The sequence below is a fragment of the Peribacillus deserti genome (assembly GCF_016909175.1).
GTDB classification, from domain to species: domain Bacteria; phylum Bacillota; class Bacilli; order Bacillales; family DSM-1321; genus Paraperibacillus; species Paraperibacillus deserti.
In genome coordinates this window covers 73121-89080 of the sequence record NZ_JAFBFI010000001.1, presented here as the reverse complement: position 1 = coordinate 89080, position 15960 = coordinate 73121, and the positions used below count along the sequence as shown (strand labels likewise).

Here is a 15960-nt window from a genome sequence, read left to right as displayed (position 1 = left end):
GTTTTTAATCTCCCGAGAAATAGTGCCGGACTGTGCGGAGCATGGAATAAATTCCGGCTGCAAGCCCTAAAAGAAGGCCAATGATTAGAAAAAGCGGTTCGGTATTTGCCGTACGGTCCAGCCATCTTCCCCCGAAGACGCCTATCACGACGGAACCTACTAATTGAGAAAGGATGGCAGACATTAGAGCCATCGCTTTGAATGGGTGGCGTTCTTTCTGGCTCATCTTTGAATCCTCGCGGTTATTAGTGGGCAGAACTGTATTTCAAGGCAGAAATTTACACTTGACAAATAAGGGGGAATCCCCATGAAAACCCTACCATTTATACCCTTGTAAGCATACAATAGCTGACTTTTAATGTCAATGAATGATAGGCTAAAAATCCCCCTGTATACCTGAATTTCTTCATTTGTTCACATTTTTATCATTTTTTCAATTATTTGTTTAAATCAATTAAAATAGTTCGTTCAATTCTGTCTTCCCTGCCCGCTTTTTTTGCATAAATAATGGCAATGTACGCACCATTAGGAGGGAGCTTTTCTTTTCTTATTTCCTTTCTGATCAGCCCTCTTGGCGCATTAGCAGACCAATCTAAGAATCCTGCAAATCTATAGCTTTCTTTTTCATATAAAGCAATCCCCATCTCCTCTGCCCCCCCTGGAAGATAAAGTTCATATCTATAATTTGATTTAGAATCTCCGGGGACAAATTCAAATCCCATCACTCTTGGGTATTGGGGTTCATTGATCGCATATAAATATGGAAGGTGAATTTTTTTTGTTCCTTCCAATATGGTCAAGCGGCCATCATAAATGGAAGTCTTTCTTTTTCTCGTATCATGTGAAAGCTCAATCGTGAGCTTCTTTTTTTCTTTAGCTTGAAGTGTAAAAGAAAAAGGCATTTTCCAGACGATTCCCGGCTGATGACCGGGCTGTGTAAATCTATAATGTTTTGCTGCTATTCCCGTATTCTCAACAATGATTGACGCTGACAGGGTTTTCTTTTTATGGTCGTTTCTAAACGTTAAAGAACTTGGATAAAAAAAGGTATCTGCTTTGACCGCTTGCTGCAGCTGCACTCTTCCGGCTCCTTGTTCATATGTATGGTACTGCTGGTTCTGCTTGTTTTTCAGCTGTATGCCCGTTGTCATTAATGCAGATTTGACTTGCTCCGGTGTCCATTCAGGGTGAGCCTGTTTTAACAATGCACAGGCACCGGAAATATGAGGAGCCGCCATACTGGTTCCATTTAAGCTGAGGTACCCACTGGGGATAGTGCTGTTAATCCCGACACCCGGAGCAACAATATCAGGCTTAATCATCCAGTTTGAGGTTACAGGGCCTCTTGAACTGAAATCAGCAATCAACTCTTTCTCTGCTTTCATAACGGTATGTATATAAAACGGTTTTGTTTTTTTCAACTGCTCTCCTTCTTCTCCTGAGAGTGTTGCTGCTGGAATTTCACCTTTCTCTTCAACTTTTCCATAGAAGCTGCCCTTTGTATTATTGTAGATCAAAACGGCCGATGCTCCGGCTTTTGCCGCATTCGCTATCTTTTCAGCAAAAGAAATCCTGCCTCTTTTTACAAGCACTATCTTGTTTTTTGCCTTTTTCAGCTGCCCCGGCAGGCCGATATCTCCATCAATTAACCTGCCAGAGTAATTCGCAAGCCATGGTTTGGATCCAGATATAGGATAAATGGGTATGCTTTTTCTACCCCCTCCCAATCCTGTAGTAATATACGGCTTTTTTGCGGGTGGTGTGGAGGCTCCTACGGAGATGGCCCTGGAGGAGGTGCCGGGAGAACCGACTGTCCACATATCCGGTCCTGAATTCCCATTAGAGGCAACGCACGTTATTCCAAGGGCTACAGCTCTGTCTAACGCCAAGCTGATCGGGAGGTCCGGTCCGTTCACACTATTTCCAAGGGATAAGTTCAGCACATCCACTTTATCCTTGATTGCCATTTCGATGGCTTGCAGTACTTTCTCCGTTGTTCCGGATCCCCCCGGACCAAGAGCTCTATAGGCATATATTTCTGCTTCAGGTGCAACTCCCCTCAGTTTCCCGTTTGCTGCAATAATCCCCGCAACATGTGTCCCATGTAAGGTCTTGTTCTTTCCTTTCGTCTCCATCGGGTCCGAATCATGATCCACAATATCGTATCCTCCCTTATAGGAACGCCTTAAATCTCTATGCTGATAATCTATACCTGTATCAATAATGCCTACCTTCACACCTCTTCCAGTAAGCCGCTCATTCTTTTTATTAAATAACCCTCGTATCGCATCTCCGCCAATAAAAGGGACGCTGTTATCTATATCTGCCTGATAAAGAGTTGATTCCGTTACACTAGCAATCCTTGAATCCTTTTTAAGCTGTTCCACGTCTTTTCTTCTGCCTTCTATAGAGATGCCATTCAGGGCGTGGGAAAAAACCTTTCTAACCCTTAGTGAGGGATACTTCTCCAGGACGTTTTCTCGGTTAACTGAAGTTTCATTGAATAGCGCAATCGCAATAATACGTTCCTCGGCGAACTCTCCCCCAAGAGGAGGAATTCTAACCTCACCCGATGCCGGACTCTCTAACAACCAAGAAAAAACAAACAAACACACAACCAGCCACCTCTTCAAAAGAACCCCTCCTTCCCCATAGAATCTGCACCTTTTCTAAGACTATACGGGAAATGGGGACTGTCCCCCATTTCCTGTTGATATACCGGCGTTTTCTTTTGGGAAATAGGGACAGTCCCCACAAAAAAAAACTGCCCGGAGAGGGACAGTTTTTTTATAGTGATAAGGGTTCAGGGCGTTTATTGGTTTGGTTGAAGTAGTAGCGGATGGCTTCACAGATGCGTTTGGATGCCTGGCCATCGCCATATGGGTTTGAAGCCTGGCTCATCTTTTGATAAGCCGCTTCATCTGTTAAAAGTTCATTTGCCATGCTGTAAATGACTTCTTCATCTGTTCCAGCAAGCTTTAAGGTTCCAGCCGCAATTCCTTCCGGGCGCTCTGTGGTGTCTCTTAATACCAGCACAGGCACACCAAGGGAAGGGGCTTCCTCCTGAACTCCGCCGGAATCAGTCAATATAAGGTGCGCTCGTGCAGCAAAGTTATGAAAATCAAACACATCAAGAGGCTCAATTAAGTGGATACGTGAGTCATTGCCCAGGATGCTGTTTGCTATTTCTCTAACTGCCGGATTAAGATGAACGGGATACACAACCTGGATATCCTCATGCTCTTCTATAATCCGCTTCACTGCCCGGAACATATTCTCCATCGGCTCCCCGATATTTTCTCTCCGGTGAGCAGTGAGAAGAACCAGCCGGTCGTTTCCAAGCTTGCCTAGAACACTGTGCTCATAATTGTCTCTTACCGTGGTGCTCAAGGCATCTATTGCTGTATTTCCCGTGACAAAGATACTTTCCTCTTTTTTGTTCTCATCCAGAAGATTTCGGGCTGATTTAGACGTAGGGGCAAAATGCAAATCTGCCATCACCCCGGTCAGCTGTCTGTTCATTTCTTCAGGAAATGGCGAAAACTTATTCCATGTTCTCAGCCCTGCTTCCACATGGCCTACTGTAATCTGATTATAATATGCTGCAAGGCTGGCAATAAATGTTGTCGTGGTATCTCCGTGAACCAGGACAATATCCGGTTTCGCTTCTTTCATGATCCGGTCCAGTCCTTCAAGGCCTCTGGTTGTGATATCCACCAGTGACTGCCTGTCCTTCATGATGTTTAAATCATAATCAGGTGTAATCGAAAACAAATCTAACACCTGATCCAGCATTTGCCGATGCTGTGCTGTAACGGTCACAATGGATTCAAAGCTTTCTGGGTGCTTTCCAATCTCGAGGACAAGAGGCGCCATCTTGACAGCTTCCGGCCTTGTCCCAAAGATGGTCATTACCTTTATAGGCTTTTTCATCTGTATCTTCCCCATTCTTTGTTACATTGTGCCAAACAAACGGTCTCCTGCATCTCCAAGTCCAGGTACGATGTATCCTTTTTCATTCAGCTTTTCATCAAGTGCTGCAATATATATATCCACATCAGGATGCGCTTCCTTCAATGCATCTACTCCCTCAGGGGCAGCAATCAGACACATGAACCGGATGCTTGTTGCACCACGCGTTTTTAAGGAATTAATGGCAGCCACTGCTGATCCGCCCGTTGCAAGCATTGGATCGACCACGATAAAATCTCTTTCCTCAATATCGCTGGGTAGCTTTACATAATATTCTACCGGCTGAAGGGTTTTCGGATCTCGATAAAGCCCAATATGCCCAACCTTAGCAGCTGGAATTAACTTCAGCATGCCGTCGACCATGCCAATACCTGCACGTAGAATCGGAACCAGCCCTAGTTTTTTTCCTGCCAGCACCTTAGATGTTGCTTTTTGAACCGGTGTTTCTATTTCAACCTCTTCTAATGGCAGTTCACGTGTTATTTCAAAGGCCATCAATGAGCCTACTTCGTCTACCAGCTCACGAAATTCCTTTGTACCTGTTTTCTTATCACGAATGTATGTAAGCTTGTGCTGAATTAACGGATGATCAAATACAAAAACCTTACCCATGGAGATCGCTCCCTTTTGATTATTTTAACTTGCTATGCCTCGACCTATTTTACAGAAAAAAAACCATTTCATCAATCATGCCGGTAAAGTTGCTAAAATGAGAAGTCAAATCTTATGATTGCATGTCTTGTTAGACTTTGCCAATAAGTAGATTAGATGGCATAGGGGAAATTGCGAGCATTCTGCCGGACACATTTCTTTTTATAAAAAATGGCTCTATCTTTACCTGTTGATGGAAAATTTCAAAATCCATACCTTTTTATCATATACAAAAGCCGGCCTATCAATCAGGCCGGCTTATATTTTACAATTCTTTATAAAGCGTAAATTGGCTTGTTAAGTTTTCAACTCTGCTGCTTGCTTCATTTAGCTTTGCTTCGTCTTCTGGATTGTTCAAGGCAAGAGCGATAATGGATGCAATTTCATCCATATCGGTTTCCGTAAATCCACGGGAAGTGACCGCAGCCGTTCCGATGCGGATGCCGCTTGTAACAAACGGGCTCTCCGGATCAAATGGGATTGTATTTTTATTAACCGTAATTCCAATTTCATCTAAAACATGCTCCGCTTTTTTACCTGTAAGGTTCATAGAGCGGACATCAACCAGTAATAAATGATTGTCTGTGCCGTCAGAAACAAGGGTAAAGCCTTCTTTCTTAAGACCCTCTGCAAGGCGTTTTGCATTTTTTATAATATTTTCGGAGTATTCTTTAAAAGAATCCTGAAGAACTTCACCAAAAGATACAGCCTTTGCAGCAATTACATGCATAAGCGGGCCGCCCTGGATTCCAGGGAAAATGGATTTATCTATCTTCTTGGCAAACTCTTCTTTACATAAAATCATACCGCCGCGAGGCCCGCGAAGCGTTTTGTGAGTAGTGGTTGTAACAAAATGAGCGTGAGGCACAGGACTCGGGTGAAGGCCAGATGCGACAAGGCCGGCAATGTGAGCCATATCTACCATCAAGTAAGCTCCCACTTCATCAGCAATTTCACGGAAACGTTTGAAATCAATCTCCCGAGGATAGGCGCTGGCTCCAGCCACAATCAGCTTGGGTTTATTCGCGCGTGCTTTTTCTAATACATCATCGTAGTTAATGAGATGAGTGGTTTCATCCACACCATACTCCACGAAATTATATTGAACCCCGCTGAAATTTACCGGGCTTCCGTGTGTAAGATGGCCCCCATGAGAAAGATTCATTCCGAGAACCGTATCACCCGGCTCTAGAATCGTAAAATACACGGCCATATTCGCCTGTGCTCCTGAATGAGGCTGTACATTTGCATGCTCTGCACCGAAAATTTCCTTTGCACGATCACGGGCGATATCTTCAACTACGTCAACATGCTCGCATCCGCCATAATAGCGTTTACCAGGATATCCTTCTGCATATTTATTGGTTAAAACGGAACCTTGAGCTTCCATTACTGCTTCACTGACAAAATTTTCAGAGGCAATTAATTCAATCTTCGTCCGCTGGCGCTTCAGTTCATCCTGAATGGCACTAAAAACCTTTTCATCTTGCTGAGCTAAATGTTTCATGTAAATCCCCCTCATCTCTCCGCTAATAATCAGTAAACCCGCACATTTCTTTTAAAACCACTTAATATTGTGCGTGTTTTATTACAATTCACTTTCATTTTACCATTAATGTAACAGTCTGGACAGTGCTTATTGATATCCGGCGGCTGCACTACTCGTTAATAAAAGTATGTACTAAATCAGGAGTAGCAGGCCCTATTTCCGCCAATCAGCTTCGGCCTTGTTCTTGCCATAGAGATATGCGCATGCCCTACCTGCTTCTGCCGGCTTCTAACAGGGACGGCAACGTGCTTCAAATGCATGCCGATAAAGGTATCTCCGATATCGATCCCTGCATCCGCTTTTATGTACTCTACGACCACAGCATTGTTTAATCTGTTAAAGGCACAAGTGGCCAAAGCACCGCCTGCTTGTCTAATAGGAATCACCGTCACTTCATCAAGCCCTCTTTGTTCGGCTGTTTCCCTCGTTATCACAAGAGCTCTATTCAGATGTTCACAGCATTGAAAGGCAAGCTGCACACCTGTCCTCTCTTGGAACTTCTGGAGTCCGTTAAAAAGTATTTCGGCTACCTCATTCGTTCCGGCTGTGCCGATATGTTTTCCGATTACCTCACTTGTGCTGCAGCCAACCACAAGGAGCTTCTTCTCATTTAAGTCCGCATGTTCCTGTAAATCATCGAGAGCCTCTAGAAGCTGCCGCTGCCAGTGAGCCAGCTCTTCGTCCGCTATTCTATTATCAACCATTCAGAACGGCCTCCCTTACCTGAAGTAACTTGCAAAGGCTTACAGATTTTTTTCCTCGTATACGGTAATCTTTCCGACACGGTTTTCATGCCTTCCACCTTGGTATTCAGTTGTCAGCCATATTTTTGCAATATCGAGTGCGAGACCAGGGCCAATGACTCTTTCACCCATCGCCAATATATTGCTGTTATTGTGCTCACGCGTAGCTTTTGCACTAAAGGTATCATGAACTAAGGCGCATCGGATGCCTTTTACTTTATTTGCGGCAATACTCATTCCAATTCCCGTTCCGCAAATTAAGATTCCCCTGTCAAATTCTTCATTCGCCACTTTTTCAGCAACAGGAAGCGCATAGTCTGGATAATCAACAGATGTATTGCATTCACAGCCAAAATCTTGATAAGGAATGTTCATTTCGTCCAATAATTTCTTGATTTCTTCTCTAATTTGGATACCGCCATGATCTGAAGCAATTGCTACCTTCATGCTGTCCCCTCCGATATAGTTCTATCAATCCTACATTTATTTTGCCACAGCTCTCTGAAAATATAAAGCTTGTGGAACTCGGGTTTCTATTGATTTCATTAATTCTGCAAATGGAATATAAAAAGCCTGAATAAAGAATAATATCCCCTTTATTCAGGCTTCTTTTTTACATATGAAAATGAGTAATCGTTTGTTTAAGCTGCTCAGCTTGCACCTTCAGTTCGCCAGCAAGACCTTCTACTTTTGCAATCACTCGGGCTTGATCCTCTGTCGCTGAGGCGACTTGTACAGCTCCAGCGGAAGTTTGTTCCGCTATAGCCGCTACTTCCTGGGACTGCGCTGAGGTTTCCTGGATACTTTCCATCTGCTGATCTACCAGCTTTGTAATATCACGCACTGCCTCTGCTACATTATTAACAGATACAGTCATCTCTTCAATCACTTCATTTGTTTTCGTTCCTTTGTTAGCTTCGGTCTTTGCAGAATCAACTTGGTCCGTAATTTGTTTTACCACACCCTGCACATCCTGCTGAATGTTTTGGATGAGTGAAGAAATTCCTTGAACGGCCTTGGCACTTTCATCGGCTAACTTCCTTACTTCCTCTGCTACAACTGCGAACCCCTTGCCATGTTCGCCGGCACGGGCCGCTTCAATAGATGCGTTCAGAGCCAGCAAATTAGTCTGCCCTGCAATGTCACCCACAAGCTGAATGATCTGTTCGACTTTTTTCGCATTCTCCTCAAGCCGCTTTACTGCTTCAAGAGAATGTATGCTGTCATCAGCCAGCTGCTGAATGCCTGAAATTAAAGAATGAATAACCTGTTTGCTTTCCACTAACTCCTGCACCATTTCTGATGATTTATCAGACGAAGAGTTTGCCTTATTCTGCACATCCCGTGCGATTGTGATTACATCCTCTACCGACTCAGCCGTTGTTTGAATGGATGCAGCTGAGTTATCCGCTCCAAGCGATATTTCTCTAATGGCTCTTGAGATGGTTTCCGCCTGTTCAGAAGCTCTAGATGATTCTTGAGAAATATATATAACCTTTTCATTTGTTTCTTGAAAGTTTTTATCAATTTTCTGAACCATATCCCGCAGGTTAAACAGCATATGGTTGAACGCTTCCCCTAAAGACCGGATTTCATCGTCAGACTTTGACAGCGCTAGATCCTCTGTTAAATCTCCGCTCGCTGCCTTTATGGCGGCCTTTTCCAATACCTGCAGCGGTTTTGTTAAAAAACGGGCTGCAAAGAACGCCAGCACACCAGACCAGGCAATTCCTAATGCTAAAATAATTAAGTTAAATAATCCTTCATGCAGATAGTTGCTTACAAAAGGATATACTCCATAAATGAATAACGCAGATGTAGAATAAGTAATAATTGCAAGGAGCGTTGTAAAAATAACAAGCTTTTTCCGCAATCCGAATTTGTACCGTTTGTTCCCAGCCAATCTCTTCTCCCCCAAATAATGCCGATTTATTTCTGCAGCCTGTGAACAATACTTTTAATCACGGCCTGCAATTCCGAAAAGGTTTCTCTATATATATCGGCAGATCCCCCAAAAGGATCAACTATATCGGAGCCTTTTTTATCTTTTCCTGCAAATTCTTTTAGAGTGAACGTTTTGCCTGCTGCATCCGGGTAATTAATGAGCAGTGCAGATTTGTGGCTCTCAGTCATGGTGAGGATATATGTGGCCCACTTCAAGTCCTGTTCATTGATCTGTCTAGAAAAATGATTATGTTTGATTGAATGTTCATCCATAACCAGCTTAGCCTGGTACGAGGCCTCCTGCCCTTCCATCGCATATACTCCGGCTGATTTAACTTCTACTCCAGGCAGGTTCATATTTTTTAAAATAGCTTCCGCCATCGGACTTCTGCAGGTATTTCCTGTACAGACAAATAATATATTCATCGTATTGGCCCTCCTCTAACTATTTCCTGTAAAACATTATATAAAAAAATTAGACAGCTTGTCTCAGCTGTCCATTTTATACCCTATAGTATGTATATTTTATCCGGTTAAGTTACTTCATCAGAAAAAAAACCTCTCCAGCCCTAAAAGCTTAAAACCAAACGCAAATAATATCGCACCGCCGAGTATCACGCTGTATTTACCCAGCATCCCCTGAACTTTTTTACCAAGCAGCAGCCCTGCCCAGGTTAAAAGCGCCGCAGCCGTTCCAAAGCAGACTAGCACCATTACGGTCTTGGCCCCATAAATTCCAAGTGTCAGCCCCACAGAAAAACTGTCCAGGCTGACGCTTAAAGCAAAAACGATCAAACCAAATCCTACTGGAGCAATTAAAGACTCGCCGCTTCCTTTAAGACCAGTGATCAGCATCTGGATTCCGAGAATCATTAACAGAATACCGCCCGCATATCCCGCAAACGTTCCAAAAGTCCCCGACAAAAACCGTCCTCCAGCCATACCCAGAAGCGGCATCAATATATGAAAAACACCTACTGTTATCCCAATCAAAAAAACCCTTCTCCAACCCATTCGAAACATCCCCATGCCCAGGCCGATCGAAAACGCATCCATCCCTAAAGCAAACGCCATAGACATCAAGGCAAATAACTCACCCATCATAGCCACAAACTCCCTACCCCCTCGGACTAGCCTACTTCAGCATATGCCCGTCCCACTATAAATAGAACTAGGGACACACACACTATGGGGACTGTCCCCATTTCCCGGATTATTTCCCGGAGGGTGCGGGATGGATTTTTGGCAGGCTGGTCTGGGTTTGCTCGCAAGTTCTGAAATTTCCCTGGCAGACCTGGTCTTGCTCGCAACCTGTGAGTATTTGCTCGCACTTTCGAATACCTGCTCGCAACTCATAAAAATCTTGCTCGCATTCCAAAAAAAGCTGCTCGTAAGTTCACATTTCGCCTGGCAGGCCCTGGTTATTCATTCTATGATTTTTGCTCGCATTTTCGAATACCGCTCGCATCCATAACTCGCATTTCTGGAAAAGCTGCTCGCGTAATTTCCGAATCTCCTGACTACTCAACCAAGTTCCCCTAGGAAGGGCTTTTCTCTAACTCAGTTACTAAATTTAGTCCTTCAGTTCCCTTATGAAAGACTTTTCTCCAACTCACTAACTGGTTTTTGTCCTTTATTTCCTTTTTGAAGGATTTTTCTCTAACTCAAGCTACTACTTCCCGCCAGACTGAAAGCCAAAATCCCCTCCTTTTTTCAACAAACTTTCATTAAGTACGCCCAACAAAAAAAGGATCCATAAATAGGACCCTCATTCATCCTCTCTAACAATTCGGTGGCCGGCTGCTTTTGTCAGCCTGTTCATGATTGCCTGGCCAATGCCTTCTACCGGAAAGACTTCTCCAAAGATACGGTCCACATCGAGACTGTCAAATTTTCTTAAAGTATCATATAACCCGGCTGCAACAGTGGATAGATCTTTCCTCGCACCTGCAGACAGCACATGGTCTGCATCGTAAAATGCTGCGTTTTCTTCGGTTGTAAACACACCAACCCTTAGTCCGGCTGCTTTAGATTGATTCACTAAGGTTTGTAGAAATTGGGGGCTGCCGTTAACTAAGGTGAACTCTGCCCGCGGAGCATAGTGGGTATATTTCATTCCCGGCGATTTCGGTGCTTCTTTTACATTAGATAGAGAAGGGTCATAGGATACCGGTCCTATCGCTTCCTCGATTTGCTCTTTAGTGATCCCGCCTGGCCTCAATATGACAGGAACAGCCTCCGTACAGTCGAGCACAGTTGATTCGACTCCAACTCCGGTAGCACCGCCGTCAACGATGCCAGCTATTTTTCCATTCAAATCCTGGAATACATGACCAGCCGTGGTCGGGCTTGGTTTTCCAGATGTATTTGCACTTGGTGCTGCAATTGGAAGGCCGCTTTTTTTGATTAAATCTAGAGCAACAGGATGGTCAGGCATCCGGATTGCCACTGACTGAAGCCCTGCCGTAACCAGATTAGATAAAGTGTTTTCCTTTTTTTTAAAAATAAGGGTTAACGGTCCTGGCCAAAATCGCTCCATTAATATCTCGGCTCTTTTAGGTATTACTTCTACAATATCTTTCAGCTGCTCTTTAGAAGCTATATGTACAATTAACGGGTTATCGCTTGGCCGTCCCTTTGCTTCAAAAATTTTCTTAACAGCCTCATCATTTTTTGCATTGGCACCAAGCCCGTATACTGTTTCAGTAGGAAAAGCGACCGTCTCATTCTGTTCTAGTAATTTTGCCGCTTCTTCAATCTGTGAATAACTTTTAAAGTTGTCCACATGTTTATCCACTGTCCAGTATTTTGTCTGCATATTCAGCACCTTCATTCTTGGTTTCTATATCTATGTGTAAAAGTCTTTATTTTATCAAAATTATAGACCTTTTTTCCTACATCTTGCTAAAAAGGTACTTTGAAAGTATAAAAGATGTTGGCGGTCAATTCAAGCGTTATCCACAAATTGTGCATAACTACTTTAAAATTGTGGGTAACTTTGTGGATATGTTGAATAACTATATCCTTTTACAGAGAAATTCACAGGAAGTTATCCCCAATAGGTGTTTTCCATGGGTGGATAACTCTAAATCGGCAGAAATACTCGGTTTGCGGACGCTTTCAAAACCCAGCCATTGAAATAAGCCAATGGCAGATTCACTATTAGTTGCTAAATATAAAATTTTCAATCCTTTTTCTCTAGCTAAAAAAAATACTTGTTCAAATAAAGCTGGCAGGTTGCGGGTGTGAAATTCTGGTGAAAAAGCAAGCGAGCGCAGCAATCCTGTCTCCTTTAAAGGTTCGATGCCTATAACAGCGGCCAGCTTGCCTGCCTGATTTTCCGCTATCAAAAAATGCTCTATGTTTTCTTTAACTCCTTCTGTACTTAAGTTTGCCTCCGCCAGAAATCGTTCAATGAACTCACGATCTTCTCTTTTAGCACATCTAATCATTCCGCTAGCCCCTCTCTCTTATATCCTTTTTCAACTAATATGCAAAAGATAGAGTTAATAGAACTTTCGAACCCAAAAGCCGCCATCATTCGGATAGCGGCTTTTTCTTAACTGAAGAAATCGGAGAACAATTCTACTAGTAAGAATTTGACTTTAACCGGTTCTTCATCCTTTGAAGTGTATACTGGAGCAGTGTGTTCTGGACTTTGGGGTGTTGTGTTTTCTGAATGGCTAGCTGCTGTGTTTTCCGAGGTGTCAGCAGTTGATTTTTCCTGCATAGGCTGCTTTGTTTCAACTGGCAGATCTTCGTTTTCCTGGTCTCCATCAAGCTTATCTGAATCAGCAGGCACAACATGGTCTTCAACTGGCTCTTCCTCCTCCATCGGACTTTGACTTACTGCGGTTCCGTTAGAAAAATCCAGGAAGCACAGCGGCGGGTATAACACACACCACCAGTTTGCTCCTTCTCCGTCTCCTAAAGTGATAACGATAGCTTCATAGCTTCCAGCGGGATACATATATTGACCATATAATTTAGTAGGAAACTTTGCCGGCCCAAATTTTACTTTTACATCCTGTTTAACACCTTGTTTTTTTACAAGATTCTCTGCTATTTCCTGAATCCGCTTTTGATTTCCCTCTATAACCTGGCGGGCCTCTTCCTTGGACGTTAAATCCTTCACCCAGTTTGTAATTTCCTTATTCACTTCATCTCTTACCATGCGCTTAAGATCCTGATCTTCCTTTTTATCACTATTAGCCAGGATACGAAGCCTGATCGCATCACTTGGTATGATTACCGTGTCCTTTGCCTGAGCACTATCCATTTTCGGTATATATAAACTAAGAACCGTACCAATCACCAGCAATAATAGATACACCAATGCTATATGTTTTCTAAGTAATTTCATTTTCCCCATTCCTCCCTTACACCACTCATTCTGTCCAGGAATAAAGAATCTTAAACTAGTAAAATTAGAAAAACTCGGTTTTTATCCGAGTCCTTTAGAGCGAAGTTTTTCTTATGCGTTAGGAAAGTTCTTTTCTATTTTTCTAAAAAAAAACGGGAAATGGGGACAGTCCCCCATTTCCCGTTAATATAGGGGTCAGTCCCTATTTCCCAAGATGGCAAAGACCATTCTGTCTTTACCGTTTATGTCGTATTGGATTTCTGTTTGTCCTTGAGGAAAGGTTTGCTGCAGGAGGTTTTGGACGGCTGTTCCCTGCCCGGCTCCTACTTCAAAGCCAACGAGTGCCTTTTCGTTCAATACTTTTGGAAGCTCCTCCATGAAACGGCGGTAAAAGTCAAGGCCGTCAACGCCTGCAAATAATGCGCGATGCGGTTCATGAGCGGTCACAACCTCCGACATATCAGCTTCATCCCCAACAGGAATATAAGGCGGATTTGACAGGACAATGTCAAGCTTCCTCCCTTGAGTTATAAACGGCCCCAGCAAATCCCCCTGCAAGAATGATACCACCGCCCCTAAACGATCTGCATTCTCCCTGGCCACTGCCAGTGACTCTTCAGCGATATCCATACCAGTAATATCTAAACGGGGATTCTCCAGCTTCATCGTGATCGCGATCGCTCCGCTTCCTGTTCCTACATCGGCGAGGCTGACCGCTCGCTCCTCTTTAAAAAGCCCCGAAATCTTATTTAATGCATGATATACCAGTTCTTCCGTTTCCGGCCTCGGAATTAATACTTCCTTATTCACCTGAAACACTCTGCCGTAGAATTCTTCGAACCCGATGATATGCTGAACCGGAACTCCTCGAGCATGATCATACACACTTTCCACAAATTGTTCTTTTACATCCTCAGGTACCTCTAGATGAAGATTTGCCAAAAGCCTGCTTCGATCCATATCCATGAAATGCTTCAGCAGCAATTCCCCCGCATTTGCATCCCGGCCTCTTGAGGTTAAAAAAGAAGAAGCCCAGCTCAGGGCTTCATATACCTTACTAAATGAATTATGCTTCTTCATTTTGAAGTCTTTTGGATTGATCTTCTAAGGTTAACGCATCTAGAATTTCATCCAATTTTCCCTCGATAATTTGATCCAGCTTCTGAATCGTTAAACCAATACGGTGGTCGGTTACACGGTTTTGCGGGAAATTATACGTTCTAATCCGTTCTGAACGGTCGCCTGTACCAACAGCCGCTTTACGGTTTTGATCATATTCAGCCTGTACTTCCCGCTGGATTTTATCATATACCCGGGCCCGAAGAACCTTCATGGCCTTTTCTTTGTTCTTGATCTGAGACTTCTCATCCTGACACGATACAACCGTCATTGTAGGCAAATGCGTTAAACGGACAGCTGACATCGTGGTGTTAACGCTCTGCCCGCCCGGTCCGCTTGAAGCGAATGTATCAACACGGATATCTTTGTCATGGATTTCCACTTCAACCTCTTCTGCTTCAGGCAAAACAGCCACTGTAGCCGTAGACGTGTGGATCCTTCCGCCTGATTCGGTCTCTGGGACACGCTGAACGCGATGGGCTCCATTTTCGAATTTCAGCTTTGAGAAAGCGCCGTTCCCATTAATCATGAAGATAATTTCTTTATATCCGCCAAGTCCTGTAGGGCTCGCATCGATAATTTCCGTCTTCCAGCCCTGAACCTCGGCAAAACGGCTGTACATACGGTACAAGGTACCTGCAAATAATGCAGCTTCATCTCCGCCCGCGGCACCGCGGATCTCCATGATTACGTTTTTCTCATCATTAGGATCTTTAGGTACAAGAAGAATCTTCAGCTTTGCTTCCAAACCCTCTAGCTGTTCTTGTAATTCTCCCATTTCTTCCTTTACCATTTCCCGCATTTCGGGATCCAGCTTATCTTCCAGCATCTGTTTCGCATCCTGATATTGCTCACGGGCCGATTTGTACTCCCTGTATGTTTCCACTGTTGCTTGAATACCTGACTGTTCCTTAGAATATTCTCTTAATTTTTTCGCATCATTTATGATGGCCGGATCACTAAGCAACTCATTTAATTTTTCATATCGGTCTTCAACTGCCTGTAAACGATCTAACACGATATTCACCTCAAATTTTTATATCAAAGAGCCTATAAGGCGCTTGAAATCTTAAATGTAAAACAAAATCTATTAACCTTGCCATTTATAACATAATTACCATTACCATTATATTATGGCAGATAAAACACGTCAAAACCATTTAAGGCTTACCGAACTTCTATCCGGACTGTTATACAATAATTTGCAAGCTTTCGTGCCAATCGTTTTTTAAGCAAGTCTTCCTCTTCAGCCAGATTGTGCCCGATATGCCTTCTGCTTCCTTCATAAAAAGTTACCCACATCTGATCATCCTTAATAAAAAGAGGACCCAGCGTATAATCAGCAGCTGACGATAGAATCTTTTTAATTCTCTCATATTCAGTCTGCTTTCGTTTAAAAGGCAGGAGAAGGCCCTTTTGCTTTTTAAAAAAAGAATGTGTTTCCTTGGACGATTTATACTCCTGAGTAAAAGAGACACATACTGATGCTTCTGTTTTTTTCACCGCGCACACCTCCTCTTATTATTGTTTCCAAAAATAGGGAGGGTTACTATCTGAAATTAGCAATTACCAGAATTATACTAAAAATGTGTGAGGAATTGGGACAGAAACCCTTAATA

General features: G+C 43.3%; 17 protein-coding genes. 1 reads left to right on the top strand and 16 read right to left on the bottom strand.

Translation table 11 applies throughout. From position 1 onward, the window contains the following. Positions 1 to 4 precede the first annotated feature (4 nt). From JOC77_RS00405 to JOC77_RS00360, 10 genes are all read right to left on the bottom strand, one after another. Positions 5 to 226, bottom strand: coding sequence for an AtpZ/AtpI family protein (locus JOC77_RS00405; RefSeq protein ID WP_204537371.1), 222 nt, complete (start codon positions 224 to 226; stop codon positions 5 to 7). A 211-nt stretch (positions 227 to 437) separates the two neighbouring features. Beyond that, entirely contained in the window at positions 438 to 2633 is a 2196-nt protein-coding gene (locus tag JOC77_RS00400) for a S8 family serine peptidase (RefSeq protein ID WP_275585030.1), read from the bottom strand. A gap of 154 nt (positions 2634 to 2787) precedes the next feature. Then, positions 2788 to 3933 carry a non-hydrolyzing UDP-N-acetylglucosamine 2-epimerase gene (gene wecB, locus JOC77_RS00395; protein WP_204537370.1) on the bottom strand — a complete coding sequence of 382 codons (1146 nt, stop codon included), beginning with the start codon at positions 3931 to 3933 and terminating at the stop codon, positions 2788 to 2790. Between the two features lie 21 nt (positions 3934 to 3954). Next, entirely contained in the window at positions 3955 to 4584 is a 630-nt protein-coding gene (gene upp / locus JOC77_RS00390) for a uracil phosphoribosyltransferase (RefSeq protein ID WP_204537369.1), read from the bottom strand. Between the two features lie 304 nt (positions 4585 to 4888). Further along, positions 4889 to 6130, bottom strand: coding sequence for a serine hydroxymethyltransferase (locus JOC77_RS00385; protein ID WP_204537368.1), 1242 nt, complete (start codon positions 6128 to 6130; stop codon positions 4889 to 4891). Between the two features lie 179 nt (positions 6131 to 6309). Further along, on the bottom strand, positions 6310 to 6876 hold the full coding sequence (locus tag JOC77_RS00380) for a TIGR01440 family protein (RefSeq protein WP_204537367.1): 567 nt from the start codon (positions 6874 to 6876) through the stop codon (positions 6310 to 6312). Between the two features lie 39 nt (positions 6877 to 6915). Next, on the bottom strand, positions 6916 to 7362 hold the full coding sequence (gene rpiB, locus JOC77_RS00375; protein ID WP_204537366.1) for a ribose 5-phosphate isomerase B: 447 nt from the start codon (positions 7360 to 7362) through the stop codon (positions 6916 to 6918). A gap of 166 nt (positions 7363 to 7528) precedes the next feature. Continuing rightward, a complete protein-coding gene (locus JOC77_RS00370) occupies positions 7529 to 8818 on the bottom strand; it encodes a methyl-accepting chemotaxis protein (RefSeq protein ID WP_204537365.1) in 1290 nt (429 codons plus the stop codon). Between the two features lie 26 nt (positions 8819 to 8844). Then, the gene (locus JOC77_RS00365; RefSeq protein ID WP_204537364.1) at positions 8845 to 9285 is read right to left on the bottom strand and encodes a low molecular weight protein arginine phosphatase; all 441 of its coding nucleotides are present in this window, start codon (positions 9283 to 9285) and stop codon (positions 8845 to 8847) included. 120 nt (positions 9286 to 9405) lie between these two features. Then, entirely contained in the window at positions 9406 to 9963 is a 558-nt protein-coding gene (locus JOC77_RS00360; RefSeq protein WP_204537363.1) for a manganese efflux pump MntP, read from the bottom strand. 130 nt (positions 9964 to 10093) lie between these two features. Here JOC77_RS00360 and JOC77_RS00355 point away from each other — a divergent pair, with 130 nt between their 5' ends. Then, positions 10094 to 10333: a hypothetical protein gene (locus JOC77_RS00355; RefSeq protein WP_204537362.1), complete on the top strand. Its 240-nt coding sequence runs from the start codon at positions 10094 to 10096 to the stop codon at positions 10331 to 10333. A gap of 294 nt (positions 10334 to 10627) precedes the next feature. Here the strand turns inward: JOC77_RS00355 and JOC77_RS00350 are convergent, their stop codons facing one another. The 6 genes from JOC77_RS00350 to JOC77_RS00325 all read right to left on the bottom strand — a co-directional run bounded on the left by JOC77_RS00350 (position 10628) and on the right by JOC77_RS00325 (position 15844). Then, a complete protein-coding gene (locus JOC77_RS00350) occupies positions 10628 to 11677 on the bottom strand; it encodes an L-threonylcarbamoyladenylate synthase (protein ID WP_204537361.1) in 1050 nt (349 codons plus the stop codon). Positions 11678 to 11876: 199 nt separating this feature from the next. Beyond that, positions 11877 to 12311: a GNAT family N-acetyltransferase gene (locus tag JOC77_RS00345; protein WP_204537360.1), complete on the bottom strand. Its 435-nt coding sequence runs from the start codon at positions 12309 to 12311 to the stop codon at positions 11877 to 11879. 107 nt (positions 12312 to 12418) lie between these two features. After that, positions 12419 to 13222 (bottom strand): stage II sporulation protein R, encoded by an 804-nt coding sequence (gene spoIIR / locus JOC77_RS00340; protein ID WP_204537359.1) that lies wholly within the window; start codon positions 13220 to 13222, stop codon positions 12419 to 12421. 195 nt (positions 13223 to 13417) lie between these two features. Further along, on the bottom strand, positions 13418 to 14302 hold the full coding sequence (prmC, locus tag JOC77_RS00335) for a peptide chain release factor N(5)-glutamine methyltransferase (protein WP_204537358.1): 885 nt from the start codon (positions 14300 to 14302) through the stop codon (positions 13418 to 13420). Beyond that, positions 14289 to 15359, bottom strand: coding sequence for a peptide chain release factor 1 (gene prfA, locus JOC77_RS00330; RefSeq protein WP_204537357.1), 1071 nt, complete (start codon positions 15357 to 15359; stop codon positions 14289 to 14291). Before prfA ends, prmC begins: the two co-directional genes overlap by 14 nt. A 149-nt stretch (positions 15360 to 15508) precedes the next feature. Then, on the bottom strand, positions 15509 to 15844 hold the full coding sequence (locus JOC77_RS00325) for a hypothetical protein (protein ID WP_204537356.1): 336 nt from the start codon (positions 15842 to 15844) through the stop codon (positions 15509 to 15511). Positions 15845 to 15960 lie beyond the last annotated feature (116 nt).

Excerpts from the sequence above, each read along its gene's own strand:
- JOC77_RS00405 (WP_204537371.1), bottom strand. The coding sequence starts at position 226 with ATGAGCCAGAAAGAACGCCACCCATTCAAAGCGATGGCTCTAATGTCT.
- wecB (WP_204537370.1), bottom strand. The coding sequence starts at position 3,933 with ATGAAAAAGCCTATAAAGGTAATGACCATCTTTGGGACAAGGCCGGAA.
- upp (WP_204537369.1), bottom strand. The coding sequence starts at position 4,584 with ATGGGTAAGGTTTTTGTATTTGATCATCCGTTAATTCAGCACAAGCTT.
- JOC77_RS00385 (WP_204537368.1), bottom strand. The coding sequence starts at position 6,130 with ATGAAACATTTAGCTCAGCAAGATGAAAAGGTTTTTAGTGCCATTCAG.
- JOC77_RS00380 (WP_204537367.1), bottom strand. The coding sequence starts at position 6,876 with ATGGTTGATAATAGAATAGCGGACGAAGAGCTGGCTCACTGGCAGCGG.
- rpiB (WP_204537366.1), bottom strand. The coding sequence starts at position 7,362 with ATGAAGGTAGCAATTGCTTCAGATCATGGCGGTATCCAAATTAGAGAA.
- JOC77_RS00365 (WP_204537364.1), bottom strand. The coding sequence starts at position 9,285 with ATGAATATATTATTTGTCTGTACAGGAAATACCTGCAGAAGTCCGATG.
- JOC77_RS00360 (WP_204537363.1), bottom strand. The coding sequence starts at position 9,963 with ATGATGGGTGAGTTATTTGCCTTGATGTCTATGGCGTTTGCTTTAGGG.
- JOC77_RS00355 (WP_204537362.1), top strand. The coding sequence starts at position 10,094 with ATGGATTTTTGGCAGGCTGGTCTGGGTTTGCTCGCAAGTTCTGAAATT.
- JOC77_RS00350 (WP_204537361.1), bottom strand. The coding sequence starts at position 11,677 with ATGCAGACAAAATACTGGACAGTGGATAAACATGTGGACAACTTTAAA.
- JOC77_RS00345 (WP_204537360.1), bottom strand. The coding sequence starts at position 12,311 with ATGATTAGATGTGCTAAAAGAGAAGATCGTGAGTTCATTGAACGATTT.
- spoIIR (WP_204537359.1), bottom strand. The coding sequence starts at position 13,222 with ATGAAATTACTTAGAAAACATATAGCATTGGTGTATCTATTATTGCTG.
- prmC (WP_204537358.1), bottom strand. The coding sequence starts at position 14,302 with ATGAAGAAGCATAATTCATTTAGTAAGGTATATGAAGCCCTGAGCTGG.